We start from the raw sequence: 16871 nt of genomic DNA, 5'->3' as shown, positions 1-16871 counted from the left end.
GGCCGAAACGATCCGTCAGCTGCCGTCCCCGTCGGCGTCCGCCGCCTCCGCGGTGGGCGCGGCGGCGGCGCCCTTGCTGATGCCGAGCTTGGCCTCGGCCGTCGTCCAGTCGGTGGCGATCGCCTGCTGGGCGGCGGTCAGGGTGACCTGGCCCTTGCAGATCGCGGTGTGCAGGTGGGTCTCCACCGAGTCCTTGGGGTTGTTCGGGCCCTTGCCGGGGACGTGGCCGGGGGAGGGCGGCTGGACCCACAGGTTGCGCGGGTCGTTGGGGTCGCCGCCGAGCTGGAGGCTGATCAGGTGGTCGTACTCGGCGTCGCCCATCGGGCCGGAGTAGCCGTAGGACTTGGCGTTGTCGGTCTTCTCCTTGCCGGTGATGTTCACCGGCGGGCGGATGGTCGAGGTGTAGCCGCCCGGCTTGCAGATGGTGTCGTTGATGTTGCCCTGGTTGACCGCCGGGCTGATCGCGCCGGGGGTGCAGTTCGGGTCGGGGAGCGGCTGCTTGTCCGCGGTGTAGCGGTAGTGGCAGCTGCCCGCCGCGGGCTGCGGCTGGGCGTCGTAGGAGCTCTTCGGGCCGGCGCCGGTGACGATCGCGGCCGGGGCGGGCTGGGCGGCGTCACCGGCGGCCGCCGGGGCGGAGCCGTGGGCACCGGAGTTGCCGTGGGAGGCCTCCTTGCCCTGGGAACTGTCCTTGGCGGTGTGGCCGCTGCCGGACGAGCAGCCTGCGGCGGCGGCGGCGAACAGGACGGCCGCGGCTATGGCGAGGGCGCCTCGGGCGGGTGCCGGCACGGAATTCCTCCAGGTCGTTGCGGTAGCACGGGCGGCCGGCCGGCGAAGGTGCCGGAGGCCGCGCCAGCGGACACTACCGTGTCGAGGGGGCCGAAGGGGTGACGCCACGTCCGGCGCGGGAGGACGGTGGCGGGCGCGCGGAATCGTTTTCGCACGCGTGCCGTGCTCATGACGTGCCCCGGGTGCCGCTCCCGCCGGCGGGAGCGGCACCCGGGAACCGGCCGGACCGTCAGACCGCGCGCAGCGCCGCGATCCAGTCGCTGATCAGGTCCTCCAGCACGCCCAGCGGCAGGCTGCCGTGCCCGATCACCTCGTGGTGGAACTCCCGCACGTCGAAGAGCCCGCCGAGCGCGGCCTGCGCCCGCTCGCGGTGCCGGACGATCTCCCGACGCCCGATCAGGTAGGCGGTGGCCTGGCCCGGCCAGGCGATGTAGCGGTCGATCTCGTTGCGGACGTTGGCCTCCGGCGTGGCCGTGTTGTCCCGCAGGTAGGCCATCGCCCGCTCCCGGGGCCAGCCGTAGTGGTGCAGGCCGGTGTCCACCACCAGGCGCACCGCGCGCAGCGCGTCCAGCGACAGCATGCCGAAGCGGGACAGCTCCGAGCTGTACAGGCCCATCTCGTCGGCCAGCCGCTCGGTGTACAGGCCCCAGCCCTCGACGTGCGCGGTCAGCTGGCCGCTCGGCCGCTGCCGGAACTCCGGCAGGTGGTGCAGGGTGCGGGCGAGCGCGAGCTGCAGGTGGTGGCCGGGCACGCTCTCGTGGAAGGCGATCGCCTCGTACTCGTAGCTGAACCGGTTCTCCGGGTTCAGCGTGTTGATCCAGTGGGTGCCGGGCAGTCCGCCCGGGCCCGGCGGCTGGTAGTAGGCCAGCGGCGCCGTCTCCGCCTCCAGCGGGTCGATCTCCCGGGTCACGCAGTCGGCTATCGGGTACGGGCGGAACCAGTCGGCCGAGGCGCGCCGGGCGCGGTCCAGGGCGCCGTCCACCAGGGCGACGATCTCGGCCGCGCTGCCGAAGCGCAGCGAGCGGTCCTCGCGCAGCGCGGTCAGCACGGCGTCGGTGCCGTGGACGCCGAGCACCTTGGCGCCCAGCTCGGCGAACTCCTCGCGCAGCGCCGCGACCGTCTCCAGGCCGATCCGGTGCACCTCCTCCGGGTCCAGCCCCGGCCGGGTGTAGCGGCCGACGGCGTCGGCGTAGCCCTCGGCGCCGCCCGGCACATGGCAGACCCCGGCCTCGGAGTCCGGGCGGGCGGCCGGTGCCAGCCGCTGGGCCAGCCCGGCCCGGTAGCGGGCCACGGCCGGGCGCACGCCCTCGCGCACGATCGCCCGGGCCCGTTCGAACTCCGGGCGGCCCTGGAGCGGGCGCAGCAGCTGGTCGGCGGTCGGGTCCGCGGCCAGGTAGCCGTCCAGCTGGGTGATCGCGGCGTCCACGCCGCTGCGCAGCGGCCGGCGGCCCTCGGCGGCGGCGTCCAGGGTGCGCTGCAGGACGGCGTCGAAGTAGCCGGGCAGGCCGGCCAGCCGCTCCAGGTAGGCGTCGGCGCCCTCCTGGTCGACGGCGGTCATGGCGAGCGAGCCGAAGACCGTGTTGTGCGGGGCGACGATGGTCGCGGAGACGCTGAAATCGGCCAGCCCGTGGGCGATCAGGCCGCAGTTGTTGTCGATCAGCCGGGCCAGCACCCGGTGGGTGGTGCGGTCCTCGCCGGTCAGTCCGTCCAGCGGGATCGCCGCCAGCCGCGCGCCGATCCCCTGGAGCGCTTCGCGGTGGCGCAGCGCGGCCTCGCGGGACGGGTCGGGCACCTCGTGGGCGTGGCCCGCGGTGCCGGAGAGGGTGGCCTCGAAGGGGTCGTGCTCGTTCTCGGCGGCGAAGAACTCGTCGGCGAGGGCGGCCAGTTCGGTTCGCGGAGAGGGGTCGGCTCGATGGGCGGTGGGCTGCTCGGTCATGGGTCTTCCCGGGTCCGGTGGGTCAGGGCGACACGGGTTCCCTGGGGTGGCCCGATCGGGCCGATTATTCGGAGTCGGCGACGGCACGGTCAATACGCGGCGGCGGGAATGGAGTTCCGTCCGCTCGTGATGAACGCGCCGTCGCCCGAGCGGATTTCAGCGGCCCGCCGACGCCTGTGGGCCGGCGGTCGGGGCGGCGCCCGGACGTCCGCGCCGGGGCCGCGGCCCGCCGCCGCTCATGACGGTGCCGGCGCCCGTCCTCCCTGGACGAACGCCGGCACCGTTCCAGCGCGGGGGCCGTCGACCGGCCCCGGGGGCTCAGCGGCCCCGGTTCTCCTTGGCGGCCTTCTCGGCGGCCTCCTTCTCGTGCTTCGCCTTGATCCGGGCGGTCTCCTTGCGGACGTCCACCTGGTTGGCGCGCTCGTGCTGGAGCCACAGCGGGTTCTCGGCCTTGAGAGCGTCGACCTCGTCGGTGGTGAGCGCCTCGGTCACGCCGCCGCGGGCCAGGCCCGCGATGGAGATGCCGAGCTTGGCGGCGATCACCGGGCGCGGGTGCGGGCCGTTCTTGCGCAGGTCCTGGAGCCACTGCGGCGGCTCGGCCTGCAGCGCGTTGAGCTCCTCGCGGGAGACCACGCCCTCCTGGAAGTCGGTCGGCGTCGCGGCGAGGTAGATCCCCAGCTTCTTGGCCGCCGTGGCCGGCTTCATGGTCTGGCTGGTCTTCTGCTTGAGCGATGTCATGGAACAAGGGTAAGGGAGTGCGCGAGCGCTTCCGGTCACGGTCGGTAGCCTTGCCCTGTGACAGACATGCAGGTGAACCCGCCCTTCCGGCTCGCGTACGTCCCGGGCGTGACCCCCGGCAAATGGGCCCGGGTGTGGATCGAACGGCTCCCGGACGTCCGGCTCGACCTGGTCCCGGTGCCCTCCACCGACGGCGAGCGGACCCTGCGCGAGGGCGCGGTGGACGCCGGACTGGTCCGGCTGCCGGTCGACAAGGACGTGCTGAGCGCGATCCCGCTCTACACCGAGACCACCGTGGTGGTGATCCCCAAGGACCACTGGCTCGCCGCTGCCGAGGAGGTCAGCCTGGAGGAGCTGGCCGAGGAGGTGGTCTTCCACCCGCTGGACGACACCCTCGGCTTCACCGCCGACACCCTGCCCGGCCGCCCGGCGATCGCCCGCCCGGACACCACCGCCGACGCGGTGGAGCTGGTGGCGGCCAACGTCGGCGTGCTGCTGGTGCCCCAGTCGCTGGCCCGGCTGCACCACCGGCGGGACCTCACCTACCGCACGGTGCCGGAGGCGCCGCAGTCCCAGGTCGCGCTGTCCTGGCCGCAGGAGCGGACCACGGACCTGGTGGAGGAGTTCATCGGGATCGTCCGGGGGCGCACCGTCAACAGCTCGCGCGGCCGCGGAGCCGGACAGCCGGCCGAGGCCCAGCCGAAGAAGGCCGCGGCGCCGCGCAAGCCCCAGCAGCAGAAGCCCGGTGGCCAGAAGGCGGGCGGGCAGAAGACGGGTGCCCAGAAGTCCGCCGCCCAGAAGGGGCGGGGCGGGGCGGCCGCGGCCCGACGGGGCAAGCCGAAGCGGCGCTCCTGACGGCACCCGGGGAGTAGCGTCGGCCCCGTTCCGGACGGCCGTTCCGGACCGTCGTAGTGGGAGGAGCGGGGCCGTGTGGCATGACCTGGTGGTCGTCCAGATTCCGATCGTGGAGAAGGTCCTCCGCACGATCGCCGTCTACGTGCTGATCCTGGTGCTGTTCCGGCTCTCCGGGAAGCGCGGACTGGCGGGGCTGAACACCTTCGACATGGTGGTCGTGTTCCTGCTCTCCAACGTGGTGCAGAACGCGATCATCGGCAACGACAACAGCCTGCTGGGCGGCGCGATCGGCGCCGTCACGCTGATCGCGGTGAACTCCGGGGTCACCCGCTGGCTGGCCCGCGACCCGCGGGCCGCGCGCCTTCTGGAGGGCACGCCCACCACCGTGGTCCGGGACGGCAGGCTGGTGCCCGGCGCGCTGCGCGAGCTGGCGCTGCGCCCGTCCGAGCTGGAGCACGCGATCCGGGTGCAGAACGGCGACAACGTCAGCGGCGTCGCGCGGGCCCGGCTGGAGCCGGACGGGCAGTTGCTGGTCACCCTCCGGGAGGCAGAGCAGAGCGCCACCAAGGGCGACGTCGAGGAGCTGCGGGAGCGGCTGGCGGCGATCGAGCGGCTGCTGACCGGGCTCGCCGCCGACCGCCGCCCCCCGCGCTGACGGCCGGGGGCGGCTCCGCGGCGCTCACCCCCCGGTGCGGGCGGTGGCCAGGGTGGTGCCGCGGCGCCGGCCGCGGGCGGTCGCGGCGGCCAGGGCGAAGCCGAGGGCGGCGGCGAGGAGGTGGCCGACGGTGGTGAACTCGGGGAGCGGCCCGGGCCATTCGTGGTCGCCCGCGAGCGGCCAGGCGAGGACGAAGGCGGCCCAGGGCAGTCGGGCCCAGCGGGGCAGGGCGAGGCTGGCGAAGGCGAGGGCGGCCTGGGCGCCGTAGCTGATGCCGTAGTCGGAGGCGTCGCGGACGCTCTCGGGGTACCAGCCCTGGTGCAGGGCGAGCAGGATCACCAGGGCGGTGATCAGGGTCGCGCCGACGTGTCCGGCGAGGAAGACGGCGGCGGCGCGGGGTGTGCCGAAGCGGCGCTCGGCCCAGGCCAGGCCGACGACGATGCCGAGGCCGAGGGTGATCAGGGTGCCGCCGAAGCCGGTGGAGGCGATGTCGGTGAGCGTGCCGTCGTACACCAGGGCGCTGCCGACCAGGGCGCGGACCGGGTGGTCGTGGAGGTTGTCCAGGTTGGTGCTGATGTAGTTCCGCAGGTCGTCGGCGCGCTCGTCGGTCAGCCCGTACTCGACCCAGGCGTGCCCGAGCAGCAGCAGTCCGACGTAGACGAGCGTCAGCGGCGAGCGCCGCGGGTACGTGCGGACGGCGCGCAGCAGCCCGGTGAGGAGCCCCAACGGGGTTCGAGCGTTCATGTTCTGATGGTGTCCCGGTCGAGCGGCTGGTCCCGGCCGGCCCGGATGCGGTCGGCCACCTCGGGACAGTACCGAACACCGCTGCCCGATGCCCGCCGAGGCCTTCAGCGGATGCGGCGGGCGAGCGTCGCGGTGAAGGGGCGGGGGGAGAGCGAGGCGCTGCGGTGGGGGCGGACGGGCCGCCCGCGGGTGGGGGTGACGGTCCAGCGGGCGGCGATGCCGGCCAGGGCGAGGGCGGCCTCGGTGGTGCCGAAGGCGTCGCCGATGCAGCGGCGGGCGCCGAGGCCGAAGGGGGTGTAGACGCCGGGGGTGGGGCGGGCGGTGGTGAGCCAGCGGTCGGGGTCGAAGCGGTCGGGGCAGGGGAACAGGTCGGCCCGGCGGTGCAGCAGGTAGGGGCTGTAGAGGATGGTGGCGCCGGCCGGCAGGGGGTGACCGCCGAGTTCGGTGTCGGTGGCGGCGGTGCGGCTGAGGATCCAGGCGGGCGGGTAGAGCCGCAGGGTCTCGCTGATGATCCTGGCGGTGAGCGGCAGCGCGGGCAGGTCCTGGTGGCAGGCGGGGCGGCCGTCGAGGACGGTGTCGAGTTCGGTGTGCAGGCGCGCGCGGACGGCGGGGTTGGCGGCGAGCAGGGTCCACGCCCAGGAGAGGGTGGCGGCGGTGGTCTCCATGCCGGCCAGCAGGAAGGTGACCACCTGGTCGTGGATCTCCTCGTCGGACAGGCCGTGCCCGTCCTCGTCGCGGGCGCCGAGCAGGACGGAGAGCAGGTCGTGGTGGTCGGTGCCGGCGGCGCGGTAGTCGGCGGTCAGCCGGCGGGTGATCTCCCGGAGGTCCCGCCGGGCGCGGGCGAAGCGGCGGTTGCCGGGGGTGGGGATCCGGTCGGCGCCGGGCAGCGGCAGCATCATCCGCCGGGCGACGCCGTGGGCGACCTCGTCCATGGCGGCGTGGACGGGCAGCGAGCCGGCCCGTTCGTGCGCGGCGAACAGGCAGCGGGCGGTGACGGCGGTGGAGAGCCGGTACATCGCGGCGGGCACGTCGACCACGTCGCCGTCGCGCCAGCGGGCGGTGGTGCCGGCGATCTCCTCGGCCATCATGGCGGCGTAGCCGGGCAGCCGGTCGCGGTGGAACGCGGGCTGGATCATCCGGCGCTGGCGCCGGTGGGCGGCGGCGGGACAGGTGGCGAGGCCGTTCCCGAAGGCCTCGCGGGCCTTCTCGACGATGACGCCGCCCTTGTCGAAGGTGCGGTCCTCGGTGAGCAGCCGGCGCACCAGGTCGGGGTGGCAGGCGACGTACGCGTCGAGCGGGCCGAGCCGCAGCCGGACGAGGTCGCCGTGGGCGGCCAGGCCGGCCACGAAGTCGGGCGGGTTGCGCAGGAGGGCGGGGGCGTGGCCGAGCAGGGGGAGCGCGCCGGGGGCGGTGACCGAGGTGTAGTGGGCGGTGGGGCGGTACTGGGTGGGCACGGGCGTCACCTCTGGGTGGGTGGGTGGGTGGGTTGGTCGGGCGACGGTGATCTTTCCCGGCGACCGCCGGTGAAACGGTCCGGGACCGGCGGGTGGGGTGAACGCGGGGGCGCAGGCCGAACGCCCGTGCGCCGGGCCGGGCTTGACGGGTCGCCCGGGCTTTCCGGCGGCGGTGGCATGTGCATAGACTGCGGGCTCCGCACCATTACTGACCGGTACTACCGGTCAGTACAGCCAATGGGTACGACCGATGGGGAGTTGGGATGGCCGACGAGCGGGCCCACGCGTTCACCGACGACGCCCTCGGCGCGCACGACGCGGTGGCACTGGCCGCCCTGGTCAAGTCCGGCCAGGTCGGCCCCCGGGAGCTGGTCGCCGCCGCCGTCGCCCGCGCCGGGCGGATCGACGCCGCCCTGCTGCCCGTCGCCCACCCCGGCCACGACCGGCCCCGGATCAGCCGCGCGGGCATCGGCGGCCCCCTGTGGGGTGTGCCGACCTACCTCAAGGACAACGTCGACCTGCGCGGCCTGCCGACCGGCATGGGCAGCGAGGCCTACCGCGCCCGCCCGGCCCGCCGCAACGCGCCCTTCGTCGACCAACTGCTCTCCACCGGCCTGGCCGTGCTCGGCAAGACCCGGCTGCCCGAGTTCGGGCTGAACGCCTCCACCGAGTTCGCCACCGCCCAGCCGGTGCGCAACCCCTGGAAGACCTCCCACTCGCCCGGTGCCTCCTCCGGCGGCGCGGCCGCCCTGGTCGCCGCCGGGGTGGTGCCGATCGCCCACGCCAACGACGGCGGCGGCTCGATCCGCATCCCGGCGGCCTGCTGCGGCCTGGTCGGCCTCAAGCCCACCCGGGGCCGGCTGGTCACCAACGCCCAGGGCGGCAAACTGCCGATCGACCTGGTCACCGACGGGGTGGTGACCCGTACGGTGCGCGACACCGCGGCCTTCTTCGCCGCCGCCGAACGCCACCACCGCAACCCGGGCCTGCCTCCGCTCGGCCTGGTCGAGGGCCCCGGCGGGCGCCGGCTGCGGATCGGGCTGGTGGTCGACTCGCCCACCGCCAAGACCGACGAGGCGACCCGCCGGGTGGTCGAGGAGACCGCCGCCCGGCTGGAGGCGATGGGCCACCGGGTGGTGCCCACCACCCTGCCCTTCGGCGAGGAGTTCTCCCGCGACTTCCTCTCGTACTGGGGCTACATCGCCTGGGTGATCGCGCTCACCGGCCGGGTGCTGCTCGACCCGGGCTTCCGGGCCGGGAAGCTCGACGGCCTGACCACCGGGCTGCGGCGGCGCTTCCAGGCGGAGTTCCCGCGCACCCCGGGCGTGCTGCGCCGGCTGCGCCGGGCCGAGGCGGTGTACGCGGGGATCTTCCGCGAGCACGACGCGATCCTCTCCCCGGTGCTCGCCCACACCGCCCCGCCGATCGGGCACCTCAGCCCCAACGTGGCCTTCGACGAGCTGATCGAGCGGCTGCTGCGCTACGTCGCCTTCACCCCGGTCAACAACGTGACCGGCGGCCCGGGCATCGCGCTGCCCACCGGGGCGGCGCCGGGCGGCCTGCCGATCGGGGTGCACCTGTCGGCCGCGCACGGGCAGGAGCGGCTGCTGCTGGAGCTGGCCTACGAGCTGGAGGCGGACCGGCCCTGGCGGCGGATCCAGGACTGACCGGCCCGTCGGCCCTCACGGGCAGGCCACCGACCGGGCCGCGTGCACCTCGTGGTGCAGCCGGGCCAGCGCGCAGTCCGGCGCCGGCGCGTCCGGGGCGCCCGGGGGCAGCGGCGCGCCGCTGCGCAGCGCCTGCGCCAGGTCGGTCAGCTCCCGGGCGACGGCGCCCACCTCGGCCGGGGTCGGCACCGGCGCGCCGTGCTCGACCCGCACCCGGGTCGCGGTGGTGGTGTCCACGATCCGCTCCACCGCGATCACCAGCGGCCACCAGGCCTCCGCCCGGGCGCCGACCGGCGGCGGCTCGGTGAGCGCCCGCTGGAACTCGCTGCGCACCGCGGAGAGGTCCCGGTAGAGCCGGCGCCGGTAGCGGGCTCGGGCCGGCTCGTCCCGGCCCGGCGCGGTGGTGAAGGCCAGTGACACGTACGAGGCGGTGTCCTGGACGGCGTCCGCCAGCCGGTCGCCGATCCGGGTGTGCCACGACTCCGGCCACAGCAGGTAGCCGGCCAGCAGCGCGATGCCACAGCCGATCAGCGAGTCGTAGAGCCGGGGCAGCACCAGGTGGAAGCCCTGGTGGTTGAGCAGGTCGGAGAGCAGCAGGATGACCGGGGTGATCGCGGCGGTCTGGAACGCGTACCCCTTCGCGGACAGCACCGGGATGAGCGTGGCGAGCACCGCCATCACCGGCACGTCCCACCAGCCGTGCGGCACCTCGGCCAGTACCGGGACGGCGACCAGCAGCCCGGCGGCCGTGCCGAGCGCGCGCAGCACGGCGCGGGAGAACACCGAGCCGAAGTCCGGCTTCAGCACGAAGGTCACCGTCAGGGAGACCCAGTACGAGCGCGGCACGGCGATCACCGACACCAGCACCTGGGCCAGCCCGATGCACAGCGCCAGCCGCAGCCCGTACCGCCACGACGCGCCGGACAGCAGCAGCGCGCGGGCTCCCCGGCGGGCCCGCACCCGCAGGCCGGCGGGTCGGCCGAGCCGGTCGTCGGCGGCGTACGGGTCCGGCTCGGCCTCGTGCACCACGGTGGCGGCGTGCCCGATGGCCTGGGCCAGCGCGCGGGTGGACGGGCCGCGCGGCTCGGGCAGTTCCGGCGGCCCGGGCGGCGGGGACGGGCCGCCGGGGCCCCGCTCGACGGCGGCGGCCAGCTCGCGCACCGCCGCCGGGTAGGCGGGCGGCAGCGGACCGTACCCGGGCGGGCGCAGCTGGGCCGCGAACGCCCCCTCGACCACCGGGATCAGCGCGTTGAGCTGGGCGAGCAGGCGCACCAGGGTGGCCGAGCGGCCGTGCCGGCGGGCGCGGCGGGCCAGCAGCAGGTCGTAGGACTGGTTGAGCGACTGGGTGAGCTCCCGGCGCCGGTCCTCGTAGCCGGGCGGGCCGGTGGCCTCCAGCAGGGCGGCGACCGCCCGGTAGCTGTCGGCCACCGTCGCGCGCTCGGGAGTGCCGCCGCGCAGCGGCCAGGCGAGCAGGGACAGCGCGAGCACCAGCAGGCCGCCGAGCAGCAGCAGGCCGGGCGGCAGCCACCACGGGGAGGGCATCGGCAGGCCGGCCCCGACCACCGCGTTCAGCAGCAGGAGAAGGCCGGAGACGGAGGCCACCGCGCCGACCGAGGAGATCATCCCGGACACCAGGGCGACCACCGTCAGCACCACCACGGCCGTCCAGCCGGAGCCGAACACCTGGGTGCCGAGCAGTACCCCGAGGGCGCCGAACAGCTGCGGCACGGCGATGTTGAACACCCGCATCCGGTAGGCGTCGGCGGTGTCCCCGATCACCCCGGACAGCGCGCCCATCGACACCAGCGCGCCGTAGCCGGTCCGGCCGGTCGCGGTGCCGACGGCCAGCGGGGCGGCGAGCGCCACCGAGGCGCGGGCCGCCGCGGCCCAGGGGATCGGCGCGTCCCGGGGCCGCAGGCCCTCGGTCAGCCAGCCGGGCGGCGCCAGGCGGGTGCGGGCCGGGCGGGTGCGTGCCACAGACCCAACGTACGTGCGCAACGGCTGTGGGGCGCGTGGGGTTCACTTCCTCGCGATTATGTCAATTCTCGAAACATACCCGGCCTTATGTCAGTCTCCGAAACATAAAGCCGACCCGCAGAGGCGCCGTGAGCTGCGCCGATTTCCCAATCGGTTACCTGTGGGAAAGGGTTGACACCATTAGTTGGTCTAGTCCAACGTATGGGGAAGCGCGGTCCGGCGCAGGGTGATGCGGAGTGAGTGTCCTTGCCGGGCTGGTGAGTTGGCCCCCTGACGTGGCGTCGTCCGCCGCTCGGGGGCCGAGGCGAGAAGGAGCGCATGCGGACGGGAATCCGGTCCGCGCACCGAATTCCCCTTCCGGCCGACGGTCGGCCATCGGCTCGCCGTGCCCGCACGGGCGCCCGAGGAAGCGCTGCATCGACCACGAACCACGGAGTGACCGCCCATGCCGAGTCCTGACGAACACCCCGAGGAATACCTGTACCGGGCCGCCTCCGCGCGCCCCTACTTCAGCGCCGACACCGAGAGCTACCTCGCCGGCACCGCCCTGCGCGAACTGCGCAAGAGGCACCCGCTGCGGGTGCTCTCCGAGGCGGACTTCGCGCACTGGCAGACCTACGGCTACGTCGTGGTCCCGGAGGCGATCCCGGCCGCGGCCGCGCGCCGACTGCTCGACTTCGCCTGGGAGTTCCAGGGCCTGTCGCCCGACCGCCCCGAGGACTGGTACCGCGAGCGCGACTACCGCGACGAGCTCGACCGGCACCTGCACATCTACGGCTTCGTCGAGGCCTACCACCACCAACTCATCTGGGACAGCCGCCAGTCGCAGCGCGTCTACGACGCCTTCGTGGACGTCTGGGACTGCGAGGAGCTCTGGGTCACCCTCGACCGGCTCAACCTCAACCCGCCGAACGTGCGCAACCGCGACCGGGCCCTCATCGAACCCACCGACCAGGGCTTCGACATCGAACTGCACTGGGACGTCGACACCACCCGCGCCATGCTGCCGCAGCGCGTCCAGGGCATCATCGCGCTCAACGACACCGCCCCCGACCACGGCGGCTTCCAGTGCGACCCGGAGCTGTTCCGCCGCCACAACGAGTGGCAGGCCGCCCAGCCGGCCGACCGGGACCCGATCCGCCCGGACATCGACCGCGCCGAGTTCCCGGTCGTCCGACCCGAGTTGAAGGCCGGTGACCTGCTGATCTGGAACGGCCTGCTGGCCCACGGCGTCGCCCCCAACACCTCCGCGGACGGCGTGCGCTCGGTCCAGTACCTGTCCATGATGCCCGCCCTCGAGGAGGCCGAGCCGCTGCGCCGCTCCCGGGTCGAGTCCTGGCGCACCCTCGCCACCCCGGACTGGAACCGCACCCTGGTCGGCGACGCCGAGCGGCCCGAGGCGCTGCGCTACGGACCGGCCGAACTCACCGAACTGGGCGAGAAGCTGCTCGGTTCGCGGTCCTGGACGGGCCGGGACTTCGAGCCGTCCGGTGCCCAGCAGCCCACGGGGGAGCGGGAATGCGCGCCGTCTGCCTGACCCTGCCCACCAACCGCGAGTGCGCGGACACCATCACCGCCGTCGGCGCCGAAGCCGCCCACGCCGCCCGGGCGTTCGGAGCCCGGGTGCACCTCCTGGTGCTCGACTCCGCCGTCCCGGCGGCCCGCGCGCGGCACGCCGCCGCCGTCGCCGCCCTGCCGCCCACCCGAGGCGTGACCGCCCACCACCTCGACGAGGACGCCCAACGCGCCTTCCTGCGCCGGGTGATCGAGCGCGCCGACCTCCCCGGGCCGGACCGGCTGCTCGAACTGATGCTGCCCGACGCCGTCTCCTACGGAGCCTGCACCAACCGGGCCTTCCTGCTGGCCGCCGCACTCGGCTGCACCTCCGTGCACCGCCGCGACTCCGACAGCCGCTACCAGTGGCACGACGGCGCACCCGTCTTCCCGATCGACCACGAACTCGCCACCATCGGCCTCAAGGCCGCCGACGCGGCCGCCGCCGTCACCGAGAACACCCTCGACCCGGCGCACGCCGGCAAGCCCGTCGCCCTGGTCGGCGCCTCCTTCATCGGCGAACTCTCCGTCGACCTCGGCGAGATCCGCGCCCTCGACCCGGACGTCTACCACGACCTGGTCGCGCTCTGGGCGCCCACCGGGGCCACCGAGGAGGAGCGGCGGGAACTCGTCGCCGAATCCTTCACCGGCGGCGGCGCCGAGCCCTTCAGTGCCGACCGCGCCGTGCTCGACCGGCCCGACATCTGGCGGATCGACATGTGCAACATCGCCCTCGACCACGAGGTCTACGAACGCGTCCCGCTGCCGCCCGCCACCGACACCATCGGCAGCGACTACTTCCTGCACCACCTGGTGCACGACGCCACCCTGCCCGGGGTGACCCACAACCGGCACATCGTCAACTACTACACCCCGGAACGACGCACCGGCGCCGGCTTCACCGCCTACCAGGAGCGCTACGCCAAGTTCCTGCTCTCCATGCTCTACCTCCACCCCGTCTACTCCGAGATGGAGCGGGCCGGCGACACCCTGCTGGACGAGCACCACCACGTCCGCCCCGGGGCGATCGCCGACTTCGCCCGCCGCAGCGCCGCGACGGACCGCGCCGAGAACCACCGGCGGCTCGCCGAGCTGGACCGCTGCCATCGGCGACTCGGCGGCAAGTACGCCGAGTTCGCCGACCACCTGGCGCCCCGACGGGCGCGTCTGCTCGACGAGGCGCAGGCGGACATCGAGGACTTCGCCCTGCTGATCGACGCGTGGGGCCCGCTGGTGCGGGCGAGCAAGGCCACCCCCGCCGACCGGCCGCAGGGGGAGGGCCGGTCCGGCGGATCCCGCCGGGCCCCAGCCGCACCAGGAGTTCACACGTGATACCCCAGACCACCGAACCGCGCTGCCCCGCCGGCCAGCGTCACTCCGCAGAACAGCGCCACTCCGCCGAGCCGCGCCACTCCGCCGAGCCGCGCCGGGTCGGCGAGCAGCGCCACGAACCGCGCGAGCGGGCCGACCAGGGGAGGGCCGGCCACCGCGCCCCGACCGCGTCCGCCGCCGTGCACGCCGACCGCGCGCCCCGCCCCGACCAGCACGACCACACCGCCCTGCGCGCTGCGCTCGCCGCCGCCACCGAGGACACCGTCGTCTACGACCTCGACGGCATCGGCCGCCAGTACGCCGCCCTGTGCGCCGAACTGCCCGGCGTCGCCGTCCGGTTCGCCATGAAGGCCTGCCCGGTCGACGAGGTGCTCGGCCACCTGGCCCGGCTCGGGTCCGGCTTCGACGCCGCCAGCCCGCAGGAGATCGCCCAGGCGCTGCGCACCGGGGTGGCCCCCGGGCTGGTCCATTACGGCAACACCATCAAGTCCGATCGCAACATCGCCGAGGCCTACCGGCTGGGCGTGCGCGAATTCGCCACCGACAGCCTGGAGGACGTCGCCGCGATCGCCGAACACGCGCCCGGCTCACGGGTGTTCTGCCGGATCGCGACCACCGGCGAGGGCGCCCTGTGGGGCCTCAGCCACAAGTTCGGCTGCTCGCCCGAGGACGCCCTGCGGGTGCTCGGCGCCGCCCGCACCGCCGGGCTGGTGCCCTCCGGCCTGTCCGTGCACGTCGGCTCCCAGCAGATGACCGCCGAGGCCTGGGCCGCGGCGGTCGAATCGCTGGCCGCCGTGCTGGAGGCGCTCAACTGGCGCGGCATCACCCCGGACCGGATCAACCTCGGCGGCGGACTGCCCGCCCTCGGCGTCCTCGACCGGCGCGGGCGGCCGCTGGAACCGCCGCTGGACAAGATGTTCACGGTCCTGCGCGAAGGCATGGAACGGCTGCGCGCCGTCAACGCCGCCCCGCTCGACTTCGTGCTGGAACCCGGCCGCCACCTGGTCGCCGACCACGGCGCGATCCGCGCCCACGTCGCCCGGCTCTCCTCCCGCCACCGGCTCGACGGCACCCGCGCGGACTGGCTCTACCTGAGCTGCGGAAAGTTCAACGGCCTCTACGAGATGGACCAGTTGCAGTACCGCCTGGAGTTCCCCACCCACCCCGGCGGGCAGTTCGTCAACGCCGTGGTGGCCGGCCCCACCTGCGACAGCGACGACGCGTACGCCCAGGAGGACGGCGCGGTCCGCGTCCCGCACACGCTCGCCTCCGGCGACCCGGTCTGGATCCACTCCTGCGGCGCCTACGCCACCGCCTACGCCACCCGCGGCTTCAACGGCTTCGCCCCGCTGCCGTACACCTGCGTCGGCGGCGGCTCCGAGGAGGGCCGGGCATGACCGACACCCGGATCCGGCTGCTCCGCGAGGAGGACTGGCCGGACGTGATCGCCGCCGAGGAACGCGCCTACGCCGCCAGCGGCCTCTCCGAGGGCGGCGAGGCGCTGCGCTCCCGGCACCGCGCCTCGCCGTCCACCTGCTTCGTGCTGGAGGACGCCGACGGCTTCGCCGGCTACCTGCTCGCCCTGCCGTACCCGCTGTTCCGCTGCCCGGACCTCAGCCTGGCCTCCGGCGGCGCCGTGGTGCGGCCCACGGAGGGCAACCTGCACGCCCACGACCTGGTGATCGCCGAGCGGGCGCGCGGCCGGGGTCTGGCCCCCCGGCTGCTGCGGCACCTGGAGGGGACCGGCCGGGCGGCCGGCCACCGCACCCTCTCGCTGGTCGCCGTACGCGGCTCCGAGGTGCTGTGGACCCCGCTGGGCTACCGGGCCCGGCCCGAGATCGGGCTGCCCGCGAGCTACGGCGCCGCGGCCGTCTACATGGCGAAGCCGCTGGACCGCGCCCCGAACCCCGCGGACTCGACCCCCGGATCCGCGCCCAGAGCCGAAGTGGGCTGATGCACATGACCTCCCCCGCACGCGACGAGTTCCGCCGTTCCCAACTGGCCATCGGCGCACTGTTCTTCGCCCTCGGATTCCAGTACGCGACCTGGGTCTCCCGGGTGCCCGCGCTCAAGGCCCGGCTCGACCTGGGCGAGGCCCAGATCGGCCTGCTGCTGATGACCTGCGGGATCGGCGCGGCGGTGTCCTTCCCGCTGGTCGCGGTGCTGATGCGGCGGTTCGGCTCCCGGCTGCTCTCGATGCTGTCGGCGCTCGCCCTGGGGGTGGTCCTGCTCGCCCTGTCGGTGGTGCCGAACTATCCCGTCACCCTGCTGGTGCTGTTCTGCGACGGCGTCGCCGTCGGCTGCCTGAACGTCGCGATGAACGCCCAGGGCGCTGCCCTGGAGGCCCGCTTCGAGCGCACCACGATGTCCAGGCTGCACGCCACCTTCAGCGCCGGCTCGCTGCTGGCCGCCCTGCTGGCCTCCGGCGTCAACGCCTTCACCGGCTCCCTCGCCGTCCACTTCGGGCTGGCCGCCGGACTGCTGGCGGTCCTGGTGTCGGCCGCCCGGCCCGGGCTGCTGGCCGAGGGGCCGGCCGAAGCCGCCGAACCGGTGGAGCAGGCCGGGAAGAAGGCGCGCCGCTTCGCCCTGCCCGCCGCGGCCACCCTTTGGATGGGCCTCGCGATGGTCTTCGGCACCGTCACCGAGGGCGCGATGAACGACTGGTCGGCGCTCTACCTCAAGGACGTGGTGGACGCGGGCGCCGGACTCGCCCCCCTGGGCATCGCCGTCGTCTCGGTGATGATGGTCTGCGCCCGGATCTTCGCCGACGGCTGGCGCACCCGCTTCGGCGACGGCCGGATCGTCCGCACCGGCAGCCTGCTGGCCGGCCTCGGCCTCGCCCTCGCGCTGCTGACCGGCGGCGTCGTGCCCACCCTGCTCGGCTTCGCCTGCGTGGGCCTCGGCGTCGCCGCCGTCACCCCGTGCGTCTACGTCGCCGCCGCCCGCCAGGGCTCCGACGCGCTCTCCCTGGTCGCCGCGATGGGCACCACCGGCCTGCTGGCCGGCCCCGCCGTGATCGGCTTCATCGCCGGCGGCACCAGCCTGGTCTGGGGAATGGCCGCCGTGGCCGCCTCAGCCGCGGTCGTCTCCCTCTGCGCCACCCGGATCACCTGGCCGCAGCCCGCCACGCCCGCGCTGGAACCCCGGCTCACCGCCGAGACCGGCTGAGCACC

14 protein-coding genes are annotated in these 16871 nt (G+C 74.7%); 8 read left to right on the top strand and 6 right to left on the bottom strand.

Features of this window, described 5'->3' with window-relative positions:
• Nucleotides 1-15: 15 nt before the first annotated feature.
• The 3 genes from ABTY61_RS15930 to ABTY61_RS15920 all read right to left on the bottom strand — a co-directional run bounded on the left by ABTY61_RS15930 (nucleotide 16) and on the right by ABTY61_RS15920 (nucleotide 3460).
• Nucleotides 16-786: a hypothetical protein gene (locus ABTY61_RS15930; protein ID WP_350505569.1), complete on the bottom strand. Its 771-nt coding sequence runs from the start codon at nucleotides 784-786 to the stop codon at nucleotides 16-18.
• Nucleotides 787-1015: 229 nt separating this feature from the next.
• Nucleotides 1016-2722: a DUF885 domain-containing protein gene (locus ABTY61_RS15925; RefSeq protein WP_350505568.1), complete on the bottom strand. Its 1707-nt coding sequence runs from the start codon at nucleotides 2720-2722 to the stop codon at nucleotides 1016-1018.
• Between the two features lie 318 nt (nucleotides 2723-3040).
• A complete protein-coding gene (locus ABTY61_RS15920) occupies nucleotides 3041-3460 on the bottom strand; it encodes a DUF5997 family protein (RefSeq protein WP_350505567.1) in 420 nt (139 codons plus the stop codon).
• 57 nt (nucleotides 3461-3517) lie between these two features.
• Between ABTY61_RS15920 and ABTY61_RS15915 the strand changes: the two genes are divergently transcribed.
• Entirely contained in the window at nucleotides 3518-4315 is a 798-nt protein-coding gene (locus ABTY61_RS15915) for a LysR family substrate-binding domain-containing protein (RefSeq protein WP_502895326.1), read from the top strand.
• A 73-nt stretch (nucleotides 4316-4388) separates the two neighbouring features.
• On the top strand, nucleotides 4389-4970 hold the full coding sequence (locus ABTY61_RS15910; RefSeq protein ID WP_350505566.1) for a DUF421 domain-containing protein: 582 nt from the start codon (nucleotides 4389-4391) through the stop codon (nucleotides 4968-4970).
• A 24-nt stretch (nucleotides 4971-4994) separates the two neighbouring features.
• Here ABTY61_RS15910 and ABTY61_RS15905 read toward each other — a convergent pair whose 3' ends face one another.
• Both ABTY61_RS15905 and ABTY61_RS15900 read right to left on the bottom strand, forming a co-directional pair.
• Nucleotides 4995-5714 carry a rhomboid-like protein gene (locus tag ABTY61_RS15905; RefSeq protein WP_350505565.1) on the bottom strand — a complete coding sequence of 240 codons (720 nt, stop codon included), beginning with the start codon at nucleotides 5712-5714 and terminating at the stop codon, nucleotides 4995-4997.
• Nucleotides 5715-5818: 104 nt separating this feature from the next.
• On the bottom strand, nucleotides 5819-7168 hold the full coding sequence (locus ABTY61_RS15900; protein WP_350505564.1) for a cytochrome P450: 1350 nt from the start codon (nucleotides 7166-7168) through the stop codon (nucleotides 5819-5821).
• A 263-nt stretch (nucleotides 7169-7431) separates the two neighbouring features.
• On the opposite strand from ABTY61_RS15900, the gene ABTY61_RS15895 reads away from it, so the two are divergent.
• A complete protein-coding gene (locus ABTY61_RS15895) occupies nucleotides 7432-8835 on the top strand; it encodes an amidase (RefSeq protein ID WP_350505563.1) in 1404 nt (467 codons plus the stop codon).
• Between the two features lie 15 nt (nucleotides 8836-8850).
• Here ABTY61_RS15895 and ABTY61_RS15890 read toward each other — a convergent pair whose 3' ends face one another.
• Nucleotides 8851-10812, bottom strand: coding sequence for an FUSC family protein (locus ABTY61_RS15890; protein ID WP_350505562.1), 1962 nt, complete (start codon nucleotides 10810-10812; stop codon nucleotides 8851-8853).
• A gap of 445 nt (nucleotides 10813-11257) precedes the next feature.
• On the opposite strand from ABTY61_RS15890, the gene ABTY61_RS15885 reads away from it, so the two are divergent.
• From ABTY61_RS15885 to ABTY61_RS15865, 5 genes are all read left to right on the top strand, one after another.
• Entirely contained in the window at nucleotides 11258-12349 is a 1092-nt protein-coding gene (locus ABTY61_RS15885) for a phytanoyl-CoA dioxygenase family protein (RefSeq protein ID WP_350505561.1), read from the top strand.
• The gene (locus ABTY61_RS15880; RefSeq protein WP_350505560.1) at nucleotides 12331-13698 is read left to right on the top strand and encodes a DUF6271 family protein; all 1368 of its coding nucleotides are present in this window, start codon (nucleotides 12331-12333) and stop codon (nucleotides 13696-13698) included. Before ABTY61_RS15885 ends, ABTY61_RS15880 begins: the two co-directional genes overlap by 19 nt.
• 179 nt (nucleotides 13699-13877) lie before the next feature.
• Complete coding sequence (locus ABTY61_RS15875) at nucleotides 13878-15095, top strand: type III PLP-dependent enzyme (protein ID WP_350505697.1); 1218 nt, start codon at nucleotides 13878-13880, stop codon at nucleotides 15093-15095.
• Nucleotides 15092-15652, top strand: coding sequence for a GNAT family N-acetyltransferase (locus ABTY61_RS15870; RefSeq protein WP_350505559.1), 561 nt, complete (start codon nucleotides 15092-15094; stop codon nucleotides 15650-15652). Before ABTY61_RS15875 ends, ABTY61_RS15870 begins: the two co-directional genes overlap by 4 nt.
• Nucleotides 15652-16866: an MFS transporter gene (locus ABTY61_RS15865; protein WP_350505558.1), complete on the top strand. Its 1215-nt coding sequence runs from the start codon at nucleotides 15652-15654 to the stop codon at nucleotides 16864-16866. Before ABTY61_RS15870 ends, ABTY61_RS15865 begins: the two co-directional genes overlap by 1 nt.
• Nucleotides 16867-16871: the final 5 nt, after the last annotated feature.

Source organism: Kitasatospora sp. NPDC096128 (genome assembly GCF_040303105.1).
Classification (GTDB): Bacteria; Actinomycetota; Actinomycetes; order Streptomycetales; family Streptomycetaceae; genus Kitasatospora.
The sequence above is the reverse complement of the archived record's forward strand: the minus strand, read 5'-3'. Positions and strand labels throughout refer to the sequence as shown.

Excerpts from the sequence above, each read along its gene's own strand:
- ABTY61_RS15925 (WP_350505568.1), bottom strand. The coding sequence starts at position 2,722 with ATGACCGAGCAGCCCACCGCCCATCGAGCCGACCCCTCTCCGCGAACC.
- ABTY61_RS15920 (WP_350505567.1), bottom strand. The coding sequence starts at position 3,460 with ATGACATCGCTCAAGCAGAAGACCAGCCAGACCATGAAGCCGGCCACG.
- ABTY61_RS15905 (WP_350505565.1), bottom strand. The coding sequence starts at position 5,714 with ATGAACGCTCGAACCCCGTTGGGGCTCCTCACCGGGCTGCTGCGCGCC.
- ABTY61_RS15895 (WP_350505563.1), top strand. The coding sequence starts at position 7,432 with ATGGCCGACGAGCGGGCCCACGCGTTCACCGACGACGCCCTCGGCGCG.
- ABTY61_RS15885 (WP_350505561.1), top strand. The coding sequence starts at position 11,258 with ATGCCGAGTCCTGACGAACACCCCGAGGAATACCTGTACCGGGCCGCC.
- ABTY61_RS15880 (WP_350505560.1), top strand. The coding sequence starts at position 12,331 with ATGCGCGCCGTCTGCCTGACCCTGCCCACCAACCGCGAGTGCGCGGAC.
- ABTY61_RS15870 (WP_350505559.1), top strand. The coding sequence starts at position 15,092 with ATGACCGACACCCGGATCCGGCTGCTCCGCGAGGAGGACTGGCCGGAC.
- ABTY61_RS15865 (WP_350505558.1), top strand. The coding sequence starts at position 15,652 with ATGCACATGACCTCCCCCGCACGCGACGAGTTCCGCCGTTCCCAACTG.